The organism is Nonomuraea sp. NPDC003707, from assembly GCF_053587055.1.
Genome location: NZ_JBSFNK010000030.1, coordinates 118,480 through 134,404, shown reverse-complemented (window position 1 = coordinate 134,404; position 15,925 = coordinate 118,480). Strand labels below are relative to the sequence as shown.

Annotated in this window: 5 protein-coding genes; 1 reads left to right on the top strand and 4 read right to left on the bottom strand. The window is 73.5% G+C overall.

Features of this window, described 5'->3' with window-relative positions; translation table 11 throughout:
- Window positions 1-212: 212 nt before the first annotated feature.
- The gene (locus ACWDRB_RS49270; RefSeq protein WP_449906501.1) at window positions 213-1,325 is read left to right on the top strand and encodes a cellulose binding domain-containing protein; all 1,113 of its coding nucleotides are present in this window, start codon (window positions 213-215) and stop codon (window positions 1,323-1,325) included.
- On the opposite strand, the gene ACWDRB_RS49265 is transcribed toward ACWDRB_RS49270, so the two are convergent.
- From ACWDRB_RS49265 to ACWDRB_RS49250, 4 genes are read right to left on the bottom strand one after another with little or no spacing between them, the layout of a single operon-like run.
- The gene (locus ACWDRB_RS49265; protein ID WP_363975083.1) at window positions 1,318-1,527 is read right to left on the bottom strand and encodes an MbtH family protein; all 210 of its coding nucleotides are present in this window, start codon (window positions 1,525-1,527) and stop codon (window positions 1,318-1,320) included. The two genes, ACWDRB_RS49270 and ACWDRB_RS49265, sit on opposite strands and share 8 nt — an antisense overlap.
- 18 nt (window positions 1,528-1,545) lie before the next feature.
- On the bottom strand, window positions 1,546-3,234 hold the full coding sequence (locus tag ACWDRB_RS49260) for an ABC transporter transmembrane domain-containing protein (protein WP_449906498.1): 1,689 nt from the start codon (window positions 3,232-3,234) through the stop codon (window positions 1,546-1,548).
- Window positions 3,221-14,095, bottom strand: coding sequence for an amino acid adenylation domain-containing protein (locus tag ACWDRB_RS49255; RefSeq protein WP_449906495.1), 10,875 nt, complete (start codon window positions 14,093-14,095; stop codon window positions 3,221-3,223). The genes ACWDRB_RS49260 and ACWDRB_RS49255 overlap by 14 nt, the downstream gene beginning before the upstream one ends.
- Window positions 14,096-14,102: 7 nt before the next feature.
- Window positions 14,103-15,920 (bottom strand): ABC transporter ATP-binding protein, encoded by a 1,818-nt coding sequence (locus ACWDRB_RS49250; protein ID WP_449906493.1) that lies wholly within the window; start codon window positions 15,918-15,920, stop codon window positions 14,103-14,105.
- Window positions 15,921-15,925 lie beyond the last annotated feature (5 nt).

The window sequence follows — 15,925 nt, the reverse complement described above, 5'->3', positions numbered from 1 at the left end:
GCCTTCCCGTTCGATCACTCGAACCATACCCACAGTGGCCGAGAGGGTGCAAGAAGTTACGGTCAAAGGCACGCTCGCGACCCAGGGGGCACTCACGCGTAGGCCTTCACCTCCCGCCTCAAGGCGGGAGCACTGGCCCGCATCCCGGTAGAAACCCCCGGCCCGGCCCGCTGCCAGGCGGGCTGGGCCGCCCGCACACGGGGAGTCACTCGATGCTTCGCCGATCCCACCTGTACGCCCTGCTCGCCGCGCTCCTGCTGGCGATCATCCTCGGGGCCGCCCTGCCCGCCACGTCGGCGGCGGCGCCCGTGCGCATCATGCCGCTCGGCGACTCCATCACCGCCGGACCCGGCTGCTGGCGCGCCATGCTCTGGCACCGCCTGCAGACGACCGGGTACACCGGCATCGACTTCGTCGGCAGCGACCCCGACGGCGGCTGCAACTACGGCTACACCTACGACGGCGACCACGAGGGCCACGGCGGCTACTCCGCCACCGGCATCGCCGACCAGAACCAGTTGCCGCCGTGGCTGGCCGCGGTCAGGCCCGACATCGTCCTCATGCACCTGGGCACCAACGACATGTGGGGCGGCTTCATCCCGACCAGCACCGTTCTGGCCGCGTACACGAAGCTGGTCGGTCAGATGCGCGCGAGCAACCCCACCATGAAGATCATTGTGGCGCAGATCATCCCCATGAACCCGTCCGGCTGCCCCACCTGCGCGTCCGGCGTGACGGCGCTCGACAACGCGATCCCGGGCTGGGCCGCCGGCCTCACGACCGCGCAGTCGCCCATCGTCGTCGTGGACCAGTGGACCGGCTTCAACACGGCCACGGACACCGGCGACGGGGTGCACCCCAACGACGCCGGCTTCCAGAAGATGGCCGACCGCTGGTACCCGGCCCTCGCGCGGGTGCTCGACGGCGTGATCCCGCCGACCACGCCCACCCCGACCCCGACCCCAACGCCGACCCCAACGCCGACCCCAACGCCGACCCCGACCCCGACGCCCGGTGACGGCCGGTGCACCGCCGCCTACCGGGTGATCTCCCAGTGGGGCGGCGCCTTCCAGGCCGAGGTCACCGTGAAGAACACCTCCACGCGCGCGGCCTCCGCCTGGACGACGACCCTCACCTTCGCCGACGGGCAGCAGGTCCGCGAATCGTGGAACGCCGCAATCACGCAGAACGGCGCCACCGTCACGGCGCGGAACGCCGCCTACAACGGCAGCCTGCCGGTCGGCGCGTCCACCGCGTTCGGCTTCAACGCGACCTGGAACAACGCGACCAACACGCCGCCCCAGGTCAGCTGCGTGCTCAGCTGAGCCTCTCGGCCAGCGAACGCGGGCGCAGGTCGGTCCAGTGCCGCTCGATGTAGTCCAGGCAGGCGGCGCGGCTGCTCTCGGGGAGGACGACGGTCCAGCCGGCGGGGACCTCGGCGAAGGAGGGCCACAGGGAGTGCTGGTTCTCGGCGTTGACCAGGACCAGGAAGCGGCCGTCGGCGTCGTCGAACGGGTTGGTGGTCATGTTTGATCCCTTCTGGGTTCACCGGGCCACGGCCAGGCGGTAGTTCTCGTCGGTGGTGAGCAGGTTGCGATGGGTGTCCTCCGCCGTGATGACGCCGTCGTCCAGGACGAGGACCCGGTCGGCGGCGTCGAGGAGGGCCGGGCTGCTGGTGATCACGACGGTGGTGCGGCCCCGGCGCAGCTCCGCGACGTTGCGCGCGATGAGCTGCTCGGTGACCGCGTCGACGGCCGTCGTCGGGTCGTGCAGGACGAGGATGTCGGCGTCGGCGGCCAGTGCGCGGGCCAGCGACAGCCGTTGGCGCTGCCCGCCGGAGAGGTTGGCGCCGCGGTCGCGGACGCCGTAGTCGAGCCCTTCGGGGTGGAGGGCCACGACGTCGACCAGCATGGACGCCTCGACGGCTTCGGGGACCATGCGGCCGGTGCCCGCCGGGTCGATGTTCGTGCGGAGGGTGCCCGCGAAGATCTCCCCGTCGTACGGGTTCACCAGCATGCGCTCGCGGACCGCCTCGATCGCCAGGTCCGCCGCCTCCCGCCCGCTGACCCGCACCACGCCCTCGTACGCGCCGGGCGGGACGTTCACGGCCAGGATCGACACGAGATCGGCCGCCGCGCGCGCCTGGTAGGCGGCGATCGCCACGAACTCCCCGGCCGACACGTGGAACTTCAGCTCGCGCAGCGCCCCGTACCGGACGCCGTCGACCTCCAGGTCCCCGCCCGCGGACGGGCGCTCCGGCCCCGGGGTCATCACCGCGGGCGCGGCCAGCACCAGCGCCATCCGCTCGGCCGACGCGCGCGCGATCATCACGTACTTCGGCATCTCCGAGAACAGCTTGAGCGGTTCCATGATGAACTGCGCCAGCCCCACGGCCATGACGAGCTGCCCGATGGTGATCCGGCCGTCGAACGCCAGCCACCCCGCCGCCAGGGTCACCGCGGTGGCGAGGATGGCGTTGAGGGTCTGCGCGGCGCCGGCGTACGCGCCGTTCACCTTGGCGACGGTGACGGCCTGGCTCTTCGCCTCCGTGCTGACCTTCCGGTAGGACAGGAACGCCGCGTGGGTGCCGCCGAAGCCGTGCAGCGGCCGCAGCCCGGTGATCAGGTCGGCGACCTTCGCGCCCGCCCGCGCCACCCTGGCCTGCTGCTCGCGGGTACTGGCGCCGATCCGCCTGGACAGCACGCTCAGGATCGACAGGATGGCGACGGTTCCCACGATCACGAGCAGGCCGAGCCACACGTTGGCCGTGCCCAGGGCGACCGCCGTGATCAGCACCGCGACCAGTGAGCTGACCAGCAGCGGCACCACCTCGATGATGTCGGCGGTCTGGTCGGCGTCCTCGGTGGCGATGGTCAGGACCTCGCCGGACTTGAGGTCGACGTCCCTGGCCACGGGCTGGAGCCCGCAGGCCGCGACCCGCACCCGCCAGCGGTGCGCCTCGGTCGTGTTGGCCTTCTGCAGGATGCGCATCCCGAACCGCCACGACAGCGACACGGTCGTGATGATCACGGCCAGCGCGGCGATCGACACCGCGAGCGAGCCGAGGCCGCGCTCGCGCATCGTGTGCTCGACGATCAGGCCGAGCGCGATGGGGAAGGCGGTCTCGCCGGCCTGGTACATGCCCATGAGGACGGTGCCCCAGGCCATGGCGCCCGCGTTGCGTCGCAGTGCGGTCCGCAGGATGCCGGACCCCGTACGGTCAGGAGTTGTCATCGAGGTGCCGGGCAATCGCTTCGGGGGTCCGCAGGGCGAACAGGTCACGAATGGTGATCACGGGGCCGTACTCGCGGCGGAGCAGCCCGATCAGCCGCACCGCCAGCATGGAGTGCCCGCCGAGGGACATGAAGTCGCTCACCGCGCTCACCTCGTCGTCGTCCAGGTCCAGCGCCTCGGCGAAGAACTCGCACACCACGCTCTCGGTCCCGGTCGCCGGGCCGCGCTCGCCCGCCGTGGTCAGCGCGCCCAGCGGCCTGGCCTCCGGCAGCGCCTTGGCGTCGGCCTTCCCGTTCACGGTCAGCGGGATGGCGTCGACCTGGGCGTAGTGCGTGGGGCGCAGGAAGTCCGGCAGCCCGGCGCCCACCTCGGCGGCGACGGTCGCGAGGTCGGAATCGCTTAGCACGAGGTAGGCGGCCAGCCGGTACGCGCCGTCGACCTGCGGGTCCGGCTGGGCGACCGCGGCGGCGAACCGCACCGCCGGGTGCGCCTCGAACGCGGCCTCGACCTCGCCCGGCTCGACCCTGTGCCCGCGGATCTTGACCTGCTGGTCGGTGCGGCCCAGGTACATCAGGTTCCCGTCGGGCCGCCGGACCACGAGGTCCCCGGTGCGGTACATGCGCTCGCCGGGCTCGCCGTACGGGCAGGCGACGAACCGGTGCGCGGTCTGGGCGGGCTGCCCGAGGTAGCCGCGCGCGATGCCGACGCCCGACACGTACAGCTCGCCGGGCACGCCGTCCGGCACGGGCCGCAGCCACGGATCCAGCACGTACACGTCGGTGTTGTCGATCGCCACGCCGACCACCGGGTCCTGGCACTCGAAGGTGCCGACGCCGAGGGTGTTGATGGTGTACTCGGTGGGTCCGTACAGGTTGTAGCCGACCGTCCCCTCGGTTTCGGCGAGCCGGCGCCACAGCGCCGGGGTGACCGCCTCGCCGCCCAGCAGCACCAGCGCGGGCCGCCGTACGGGGTCGTCGAGCAGCCCTTCGGCCACCAGTTGCTGCGCGTAGGTGGGGGTCACGTTGATGACGTCGATCCCGTGCTCGAGGCAGTACTCGACCAGGCGGGGCGCGTCGCGCCGCAGCTCCTCGTCGCAGATGTGCACCTCGTGGCCGTCGGCGAGCCACAGCAGCTCCTCCCACGACATGTCGAACGCGAACGACACGGTGTGCGCGATCCGGAAGACCCGGTGCCCGTGCCGCGCCAGCACCGGCTCGAAGATCCGGCGCTGGTGGTTGATCAGCATGTTGGTCAGCCCGGCGTACCCGGTCACCACGCCCTTGGGCTTCCCGGTCGATCCGGAGGTGTAGATGGTGTACGCCGGGTGCCGCAGGCGGTCCGGGTCGCCCGGCGCGAACGTCGTGAACGGCTCGGCCTCGGGCAGAGGGCGGTCCAGCTCGATCAGGTCGCCGGTCAGCCGGGGAGCGACCGCGCTCACGGTGAGGATCACGTCCGGGCGGGCGTCCGCGACGATCGCGGCGATCCGCTCGTCCGGGTGGTCCAGCTCCAGCGGCACGTACGCGGCGCCGACGCGCAGCACGGCGAACAGCGCCACGATCGAGTCGAGGGAGCGCGGGATCGCCAGGCCCACGGTCGTCTCGGGGCCGATGCCGCGCCGGGCGAGCACCCCCGCCACCGCGCGGCTGCGGTCCCTGAGCTGGGCGAAGGTCATGGTCCGGCCGTGGGCGACGAGCGCGACCCGCTGCGGGCCGCCGTCCGCCGCCTGGTCGAACCGGTCGACCACGGTGTCCGTGCCGACGTCCGTGCGTACGGCCGGCTCGGGCTCCGGCCCCAGCCCCCGCAGCGCGCCCACCGGCCCGGTCGAGCGGGCCAGCCCCTCGAGCACGCGCACGTAGTCGTCCAGGAGACGGCGGGCGCGCTCCCCGTCGTCGTCGCGGTGCTCCAGCTTGATCGTGAGCCGGTCGCCCGGCGTGACGACCCAGGTGAACGGGTAGTGGGTGGAGTCCTCGGCGCGCACCTCGGTGATGCCGTGCCGGGCGTTCATCGTGGCGAGCGCGTCCAGGTCCAGGAAGTTCTGGAGCACGAACAGGTTGTCGAACAGGGTGTCGTGCCCGCTGGCCCGCTGGATCTCGCCGAGTCCCAGGTGCTCGTGCTCCATCGCCGCGACCCTGGCCGCCTGCACGGCGGACAGATACTCCCGTACCGTGTCGTCCGGCCGGGCCCGCGTCCACATGGGGACGGTGTTGAGCAGCACGCCGACGATGTCGGACAGGCCTTCACCCTCCCGGCCGGAGACGGTCACGCCGAACACGGCGTCGCTCCGGCCCGTGTGCGTGCCAAGCAGCAGGCCGAACGCGCCGGTCAGCACCGAGTTCAGCGTGACGCCGTGGGTCCTGGCCGCCTCCCGCAGCAGGTCCGACTGCCCGGGGGAGAGCGTGCGTACGAGGGCGCTCGGCAGTTCGTCCGGCAGCGACGGCGACGGCCCGGCGAGCAGCGTCGGGCCGGGGAGACCGGTCAGGTGCCCGGCCCAGAAGCGTTCCGACGCGGCGAGGTCCCTGGCGGCGAGCGCCCGGGCGTGGCTCTCGAAGCTCGGCGTGGCCGGGACCGGGTCCAGTGGCTGTCCCGCGAGGACGGCCTGATAGGCGTCGAACAGGTCCCGCAGCACGATCTCGCGGGACCAGCCGTCCCACAGCAGCAGGTGGTAGCTCAGCAGCAGGCCGTCGCGGCCGCCGGGCAGGCGCACCACGGTCAGCCGGATCAGCGGCGGCTCACCCGGGTCGAAGCCCGTGTCGCGGTCCCGGGCGCGCAGGGCCTCGACCGCTGAGTCCGTTTCAGTGTCCGTCGACAGCGCGACCGTGCGGACGTCGACCCGCCGACCGGCCGCGAGGACCTGGACCGGGTCGCCGGCGGCGTCGGTGGTGAAGCCGGCGCCCACGACCGGGTGCCGCGCGATCACGTACGCCATCGCCTCGGCCAGGGCGCCGGTGTCCAGCCGCCGGTCGAAGGTGAAGTAGTTCTGGGCGACATAGTGCCCGGCCGGGCCCGCCAGCTGGGCCTGGAAGAACAGGCCTCTCTGGAGCGGGGTGACCGGCGCCGTCCACTCGGCGGTCGCGGCGGCGTCCGCGATCCGCTCCACGGCGCGCCGCCAGTGCTCCGTGAGCTCGTCGGGGACGCCTTCGGCGAGGGTGAAGACCGCGCGCAGGCTACCGGTGGCGGCGTCGATCCACGCGTTCACCTCGACGGCGTACGGGCTGCCCTGGTCGCCGCCGGTGATGTGCAGCGCCTGGGACTCGCTGCCCCGGCCGAGATAGTTGAACAGCACCTGCGGGCGCGCGTTCAGCAGCGGAGCCGTCTGCGGGTTGAGGTATCTGAGCTGACCGTAGGCGACGTGCCCGCGCTCGTCCGGCTGCCGTTCGGCGAGCTCGCGCGCCGCCGCGACGGGGTCGGTGTGCGCGGTGAGCCGTACGGGGGCGATGGAGGTGAACCAGCCGACCGTACGGGTGTAGTCGTGGTGTTCGAGCACCGGGACCCGGCCGTGGCGCTCCAGCTCGATCGCGAGGTCGGTGGGCGAGGGCTGGACGTGCGTCAGCGCGGTCCGCAGCGCGCCGCACAGCAGCTCGGTGACACCGACGCCGAGCGTGGCGGGCGCGGAACGCGTCACGCGGGCGGTCACCTCGGGCGCGACCTCCACCACGGTCTCGCGCAGCCGCTCGACCACGGGCAGCAGCGGGGGCGCTTCGAGCGTGGTGACCCAGTGCCCGAGGTCGTCGATCGCCTGGGCGGACCCCGCCGCCAGCGCGCCGGCGTACTCGGCGTAGGACGTGGTCGGCGCTGCCAGGGCCGCCCCGCGCAGGGCCGCGGCCAGGTCGTCCAGCAGGACCAGCCAGGACACCGCGTCGACGGCGAGGTGGTGCACGGTGACCACGAGAGTCCGGCTCGCCGCCAGCCAGGAGAACGCGATCATCTCCCCGGCCTCGGGATCGAGCCGTCCGGCGGCCTCGTTCGCGACGGCCGTGGCGTCGGTCGCGTCCGTGCGGGCGACGGAGACCTGCCGGGCGGGTTCGGTGCGCAGCGCCCACACCCCGTGCTCGACGCGCAGCCGCAGCCGGAGGGCCGGGTGCGCGGCCACGACGGCCTCGGCGGCGCGTCCGACGTCCGCGAACCCGGTCCCCTCGGGCGCCACCAGCGTCCTGGCCTGGGCGAACCGGGTGAGAGAGCCGCCCAGCCCTCGCTGTCGCAGGATGATCGGCGTCGGCGTCAGCGGACCGTCCTCATGAGAGGCGGGCACCGGCTCCGTGGCCCGGGGCGCTCCCAGGTGTCCGGCGAGCGCGCGCGGCGTCCTGAGCAGGAACACGTCCCGTGGGGTGATCGGCAGGCCGAGCGCCCTGGCCCGGTTGACCACGGTGATGATGACGATGCTGTCGCCGCCGGCCCTGAAGAAGTCGGTGTCGGCGTCCACCTCGCAGCCGGGCAGCGCGTCGGCGAAGATGCCCACCAGCGCCGCGAGCTCGGAATCGCCCGCGGGCACCGGAGCGTCGTCCCGCCCGGCGCGCTCGCTCAGGGCCTTGCGGTCCAGCTTGCCGTTGACGGTCAGCGGCAGCGCCTCGACGCGAAGCACCCGGCGCGGCACCATGTGCGCGGGCAGCTTCGCCGACAGCAGGCCGGCGACGTCGCCGGGCACCCGGCCCACGACGTGCGCGACCAGGTGGTCCCCGCTGCCCGCAACGGTGACGGCCACGTCGACCACGCCGTCGAGCTCCCTGATCGCCGACTCCACCTCGCCGAGCTCGATGCGGAAGCCCTTGAGCTGCACCTGGTCGTCGGCGCGGCCGGCGAACTCCAGCTCGCCGTCGAGCGTGCGGCGGGCGAGGTCGCCCGTGTGGTACATGCGGGAGCCGTCGCCCGCGAACGGGTCGGCCACGAACCGGCTCGCGGTGAGCCCCGGCCTGCCCAGGTAGCCGAGCGACACCTGGTCGCCGGCGACGTAGATGGCGCCCACCCGGCCCGGCGGCACCGGCCGGAGCCGGTCGTCGAGGAGGTAGGTGACCAGGCCGGGGATCGGGCCGCCGATCGGGCTGGCGCCGTCGCCGGCGGCGAAGTCCTCGTCGGTCAGCACCCGGTGGGTGACGTGGACGGTGGTCTCGGTGATGCCGTACATGTTGACCAGCTCGGGCGAGCGCGTGCCGTGCCGCTCGACCCAGCCGCGCAGCCGCCCGAGGTCCAGCGCCTCGCCGCCGAAGACGATCCGGCGCAGCGCGGTGACCGGCTCGCCGGCGTGCCGGTCGGCCTCCATGAACTGGTAGAACGCCGACGGGGTCTGGTTGAGCACGGTCACTCCGCGCTCGCGGACCAGCCGGTGGAAGTCGACCGGGGAGCGGGTCAGCCCGTACTCCGGCACCAGCAGCTCACCGCCGTGCGCCAGCGCGCCCCACAGCTCCCACACCGCGAAGTCGAAGGAGTAGGAGTGGAACTGCACCCACACGTCGTCCGGGCCGAAGTCCATGTCCGGCCGGGTGTTCGCGAGCAGCGTCACCACGCTGGAGTGCGGGACGACGACCCCCTTGGGCCTGCCGGTCGATCCGGACGTGTAGATCACGTACGCCGGGTCGTGCCAGGTCACCTCGGTCGCGGTGGTGTCCGGCGGCAGCTCGTCCCCCTGGACGAGCACGCGGGCCGGCACGCCTGCCCTGGCCGCCAGCTCCGTGAAGCGGTCCCGCTGGTCCCGGTCCACGAGCACGACCTGCGGGGCGGCGTCGGCGAGGACGTACTCCAGCCGTTCGTCCGGGTACGCCAGATCCAGCGGCACGTACGCGCCGCCCGCGCTGACGATCGCGACCAGGGCGACGACCTGCTCGACGGAGCGCGGGACGGCGACGGCGACCCGTTCACCCGGCCCGACCCCGGCCGCCCGCAGCGCCGCGGCCAGCTCGTTCTTCGCCTCCGCCAGCTCGCCGTAGGTCAGCGACCGGGTGCCGCCGTCGAGACCGCACTGGGTGACGGCGGTGGCGGCCGGGTCGCGCTCGGCGGCGGCGTCGAACAGCTCGCCCAAGGTCGCCGGGGTGACCCGCGCGGGCTGCCCGGCGCCGTCCGGCACCAGGTCGTCCGGCCGGGTGAGCAGGCTGGTCAGCGCCTGGGTGAACGCGCGCAGGATCGCCTGGGCGCGTGCCTCCCGCAGCAGCTCGCCGTCGTAGATCAGGTTGAAGCGCGGGCGGCCGTCGCGTGCGCGCTCCACCACCAGCGTCAGCGGGTAGTGCGGGGCGCCCTCGTTCACGATGCCGGTGATGGCGAACTCGTCGCCGGGCCTGCGCAGACCGTCCACGTCGGCCGCGACGTCGAACACCACCAGGGTGTCGAACAGGGGCCCGCCGCCGGCCTGGCGGCCGATCCTGGTCAGGGAGACGTGCTGGTGCGGCAGCACCGCGCTCTGGTGGTCCCGCACCGAGGCGAGCAGCTCGCCCGCCGTGGTGGCGCCGTCCCACCGGACGCGTACGGGGATCGTGTTGATGAGCAGGCCCACCATGTCCTTGATGCCCGGCACGTCCGCGTCGCGCCCGGACACCGTGGAGCCGAACACCACATCCTTGCCCGGCAGGATGCCGCCCAGCGTCACCGCCCACGCGCTGTGCACGGCGACGCTCAGCGGCACACCCGCCGACCGGGCGGCCGCGTCGACGTCGTCGTCCGGCTCCACCGCGGTCTCGGCGTACCGGCCGGACGGGGTGTGCCCCTCGGCGACCAGCGAGGGGCCGGGCAGGTCGGCGAGCTGATCGCGCCACACCCGGTCGCTCTCGTCGTCGTCGCGCGCGGCCAGCGCGCGCACGTGGTCGGCGAAGCCGCCCTGCGGGTACGCGGTCCACGGCGCGTGATACTCGGCCAGCAGCGCGCGCAGCATCGGGGGCACCGACCAGCCGTCGGCGAGGATGTGGTGCACGGTCTGCACCAGCACGTTCCCACCGGCACCCGTACGGATGAGGGTGAAGCGCATCAGCGGACCGGTGGCCAGGTCGAACCCGGCGCGGCGGTCCCGTTCGGCGTGGTCGCGGATCTCGTCCTCGGTGACGCCGGGGCGCTCCAGCGTGGTGAACGGCGCCTCCACCCCGCTCTCCAGCACCGAGACCACGCGGCCGTCGGCGAGGGCCACGAAACGCGCGGCCAGGTTCGGGAACAGGTCGAACAGCCGGGTGGCCGCCGCCGCGAGCCGGTCGGCGTCCACGTCGCCGTCCAGCGTCATGATCTGCTGCTCGACGTAGCTGCCCGCCGAGTCGTCGTCGAAGACCGAGTGGAAGTACAGGCCCTCCTGCAACGGGGTCAGCGGCAGGATGTCCCGCAGCGCCGGGCCGTCCAGGGCGTCGACGTCGGCCTGCGTGAGGGCCACCGCGGCGAAGTCGCTGGGGGAGTGGCCGCCCTGGTCGAGCGCGGCCAGCCCGGTCAGGGCCGCCCGGAAGTACTCGCCGATCGTCGCGATGTCCTCCTCGGCGAACATCCCGTCCGGCCAGGAGATGGTGGTGAGCAGCTCGTACGCGCCGCTCGCGCCGGGCTCGGCGATCGCGTTGAACTCCAGGGCACGCGGCAGCCGCATCCCCGGGTCGCGCTTCTCGCCCAGCTGCCCTGTGGCGCCCGCCAGCCGCCAGTCCCCGGACACGCCCGCGTCGTAGCGGCCCAGGTAGTTGAACAGCACCTGCGGGGCGGGCGCGGCGAACCCGGTGCCGGTCAGGTAGCGCAGGGCGCCGTAGGAGACGCCGTTGCTCGGCACCCGGGCGAGGTCCTCCTTGACCGCCTTGAGCGCCGCGGACAAATAGTCGGGGGCGGTGAGATCGGCCGCCGCGCCGGGGTCCACGGTCACCGGGAACAGCGTGGTGAACCAGCCCACCGTTCGCGACAGGTCCGGCTCGTAGCCGGCCGCGTCCGCCACGAACCGTCCCTCGCGGCCGTGGCCCTCGAGTTCGATGTGCGCGTACGTCTGGTCCTGCCCGAGGTCGCGCCGCCACCGGGCGAGGGCGACGGCGAGCGCGGTCAGCAGCACGTCGTTGACGCCCGCGTGGAACCTCGCCGGGATCTCGCCCAGCAGCGCGGCGGTGACCTCGGGGCCGACCGGGACGACCTGGGTCCGCTCGCGCGCGACGGTGTCGAACGCGGACGGCGGACGCCTGCCCAGCGGTCCGTCCGCTCCCGGCAGGGGCCGCTGGAAGTGGTCGCGGTCCGCGTCGAACGCCGCCTGCTCCAGCAACTGAGTCCAGCGCCGGAACGACGTGCCCACCGGGGGCAGCTGGATCGGCGTCCCCGAGGTGAGCTGCCGCCACGCCGTGGCCAGGTCCTCCATCAGGATCCGCCAGGACACGCCGTCGATCACCACGTGATGCGCGACCAGGACGAGCTGCCGCGCCTCGCGCCGCCAGACGGCACGGAGCATCACGCCGTGGTCGGGGGCCAGCCCGGCGGTGGCGAGCCGGACGCACTCGTCGAGCGGCCGGTCGCTCTCCTCCCACCCGGCGACGGCCCCGTCCGCCTCGGGGATGTCGAAGCCCCAGCGCTCGCCGCGCACCAGCCTGGCGCGCAGCATGTCGTGCCGCCTGACCAGGGCGGCGAGCAGCTCGCCGAGGGCGCCGGCGGTCAGGTGGGCCGGGGTGTTCAGCACCACCGACTGCACGAAGCCGTCGATCGCCTCCGTGTGCTCGCCGAGCCACTGCACGATGGGCGCCCCCGCGACGGGGCCGGTCGCGACGTCCCCGCGATCCACGGTGGAGACCTCGTCACGGGTGGCCGCCGCCGCGAGCGCTCCCACGTTGCGGCTCGCGAAGATCTGCGTCGCCGTGAGGTGGAGGCCCGCGTCGCGCAGCGCGCTCAGCAGCGAGATCGCCAGGATGCTGTCGCCGCCGAGCCTGAAGAAGTTCTGGTCGACACCGACCTCGTCCAGCCGCAGCACCGACGCGACCGCCGCGCACACCAGGCGCTCGTTCTCGGTGGCCGGCGCGACGATCGCGCCCGTCCCGATCGCCGGCTCCGGCAACGCGCCCCGGTCCAGCTTGCCGTTGGCGGTGAGCGGGAACTCCTTCATCACGACGACGTGCGCGGGCACCATGTACTCGACCATGTGCTCGGCGGCCCACGCCTTGACCTCGTCCGCCCGCAGGTGGCCGCTCCCGGCCGCCGGGATCACGTACCCGACCAGGTAGGTGCCGCCCGCCGCGTTCTTCTTGGCGACGACGCAGGTGTGCCGGACCCGGGGGTGCTCCGCGAGGCCGACCTCGACGTCCTCGATCTCCAGCCGCATGCCGCGGATCTTGATCTGGTTGTCGGCCCGGCCGAGGAAGTCCAGCGACCCGTCGGGGGCGAAGCGCGCGAGGTCGCCGGTGCGGTACAGCCGGGAACCGTCCCCGGCGAAGGGGTTCGCCACGAACCGGGACGCCGTCAGGCCGGGCGCGTTGACGTACCCGCGGCCCAGGAGGAAGCCGCCCACGTACAGCTCGCCGCCGACGCCGACCGGGACCGGGCGCAGCTCCTCGTCCAGCACGTACAGCTCGGTGTTGGGGTTGGCCTTGCCGATCGACGTCGACAGGCGCTCGGCCGCGCCCCGGTAGATGACGTGCGAGACGCCGATCGTCGTCTCGGCGGGGCCGTAGCCGTGGTACATGGGGATGTCGAGCCGGGTGCGGAAGCGCTCGTACAGCTCCGGGGTCAGCACCTCGCCGCCGCACCACACGTGCCGCAGGCTGTCCAGCCGCCCGGAGTCGCCCGCGATCTCCAGCAGCACGTCCAGCATGGACGACACCAGGTACGTGAAGGTGACGCGCTGCTCGGCGATCACGCTCAGCAGGTGGTGCGGGTCGCGCTCGCCGCCGGGCCGCAGGACCACCAGCCGGCCGCCGCACACCAGCGGCAGGAAGATCTCGTTGATGGAGATGTCGAACGACAGCGGCGCCTTGAACAGCGACGCGTCGTCGTGGCCGAAGCCCAGGATCTCGCGGGACTGCCACAGCAGGCGCTCGCTGATCGCCTCGTGCCGGATCATCGCACCCTTGGGCCGCCCGGTCGAACCGGACGTGAAGATCACGTACGCCAGCGCGGGACCGGGGACGGCGATGTCGGTGTCCTCGGTGGGATACGAGCCGAACCGCCAGTCGCCGAGATCGACGGCCACGGCCTCCGGCTCGCCCGCGCCGTGCTCGCCGGAGTCGTTGAGCTGCGCCACGACCCCGGCGTCCTCGATGACGACCGCCCGGCGCGCGGCGGGCCACTGCGGATCGAGCGGCACGAACGCGCCCCCCGCCTGGAGCACGCCCAGCAGGCCGATCACCATCTCGGCGGAGCGGCCCAGCGAGATGCCGACGATCTGTTCGGCGGTGAGCCCGCGGTCGATCAGGTGGTGGGCGAGCTGGTTGGACAGCTCGGCCGCCTCGCGGTAGGTCAGCGACCGGTGCCCGTCCACGATGGCGACGGCGTCCGGCCTGGTCCGAGCCTGCTCGCGGAACATCTCCACGATGGTCGGGCGGACCCGGTCCACGTCGTTGTCGTTCCACTCGGCCAGGGCCGCGAGCCGGGCCGGCACGCTGGACGGGCCGATGGTGCCGATGGGCCGATCCGGGAAGTCGGCCAGGTCGTCCAGCGCGAGCTGCGCGTCGGCCGGCGCGACGCCCTCGGGGACGGTGATGCTCCGGCCGTCCGCGCCGACCTCCCAGCCGGCGACCCCGTCCCCGCCGTTGTCGGCCCATCCGAGGACGTCGGCGAACAGGGTGGCGGAGGTGAGGTCGAGACTGCCGGGGCTCTGGCCGGTCGCCCAGTAGGCCAGCCCGATGGCGCACGCCTTGGTGATGGTCCTGTCGGAGTAGCCGCCGGTCCGCCGGCGCACGTCGGCCAGGCGCGCGGGAGAGAGCAGTGCGAGACGAGTGCTCGGTTCCGTCATCGAAGACTCAGCCGTCCCTTTCGAAGGATGAAGGTTCTTGCCACGCGCGCCACAGCCGCGCGTACCTGCCGCCCAGAGCCACCAGCTCCTCGTGGGTTCCCTGCTCCACGACGCGTCCCGCGTCCAGCACGGCGATGCGGTCGGCCGCCATCGCCTGGGTCAGCCGGTGCGCCACGAACAGCGTCGTACGGCCCTGGCACGCGGCGGCCACGGCCCGCTCCAGCTCGGCGGCGCCCTGGCTGCCCGCCTCCGCGGTCGACTCGTCCAGCACCACCACCGGCGACCGGCCCAGCACGAGCCGGGCCAGCGCGATCTGGGCGACCTTGGTGCCGTCCAGCCGCTCACCGCCCTCGCCGACCACGGTGTCCAGCCCGTCGGGCAGCGCCGTGACCCACGTGTCGGCGCCGACCCTGCGCAACGCGTCCATCAGCTCGGCGTCGGCCGCCTCCGGCGCGGCCAGCCGCAGGTCGCCGGCGAGCGGGCCGGAGAACACGTGCGTCTCCTGCGTCAGGATGCTCACCAGGGCCCGCGCGCCGGCCTCGTCCAGCCCGGCGAGATCGGTCGTTCCGATGCGCACCGACCCGGCCTGCGGGGTCCCGATCCCCGCGATCAGCGCCGCCAGGGTCGACTTGCCCGCGCCCGTCGCCCCCACCAGCGCCAGCGACCCGCCGGCCGGGATCACGAGGTCGACGTCCCGCAGGACCGGCCGCTCCGAGCCGGGATGGCTGCCGGGGTAGCTGAACGTCAGCCCTTCGACCACCACCGGGTACGGCCCGGCGTCCGCGGGGGCGGCGGCCACCCGGCCCACCAGCCGCTCCTCCGTGGCCTCGCCCAGCACGCCGACCAGCCGGGTCAGGCTCGCGCCCGACTTCTGCGCCTCGTCGAAGGTGAACAGGATGGCGCCCAGCGGGTTGAACAGCCGGTGGAACAGCAGCGGCGCCACCGACGCCTCGCCCAGGGTGACGGCGCCGGCCTCCAGCAGGACGTACCCCACCACGAGGATCAGGACCAGCCCGATGAACTCGGCGCGGTTCTCCCTGCCGACGAACCGGCCGAAGAACCGGAAGACCTCGACGCCGAGATCGCGCACCCGCCACGACTCGCGGGTGACCTGCTCGCGGAAGGTCTCCTCCAGGCGGTAGGCCCGGACGGTGTCGATCCCGTTCAGGCCGCTGATCAGCGCCTGCGCGCGATCGGCCTGGGCCTCCCGCTGCCGCTGGTAGAGCGGCGCGGACCGGGGGAGATACCAGCGCAGGGCCAGCGCGTACGCGGGCAGCGCGCCGGCGCCCGCCAGGCCGAGCCGCCAGTCCAGCCCGAACATGCCCGCCGTGGCGATGACGACCAGCACCCCCGACGAGAACACCGTGGGGACCGCCGTCCGGATGCCCTTGGACACCACGGCCACGTCGTCACCGACCCTGGACAGCACGTCGCCCCGGCCGACCTGCTCGATCCGCGCGCTCGGCATGCCCAGCACCGCCCGTACGGCGCCTTCCCGCAGCCGCGCGAGCAGGTCCGCGCCCAGCCGCCCGATCAGGTACGTGGACGCCGTGGTGGCCGCCGAGCCGAGCAGCGCGGCGGTCACCATCAGCACCCCGACGGTGACCAGGACCGACCGCGACTGACCTTCGACCACCCCGTCGACCACCCGGCCGAGCAGGAGCAACGGCAGCACCTGGAGCGCCGCCGCGGCCACCGCGGTGAGCACGGTGGCGCCCGTCAGCCAGGGCACCTCGCGGCAGTACGCCGCGACCCATCGGGTGGCCTCGCGTCCGGTCGCCGTGCGCAGGATCGCCGGGGCGACGCGGGTGCCGGTGGTGCTCACACCCG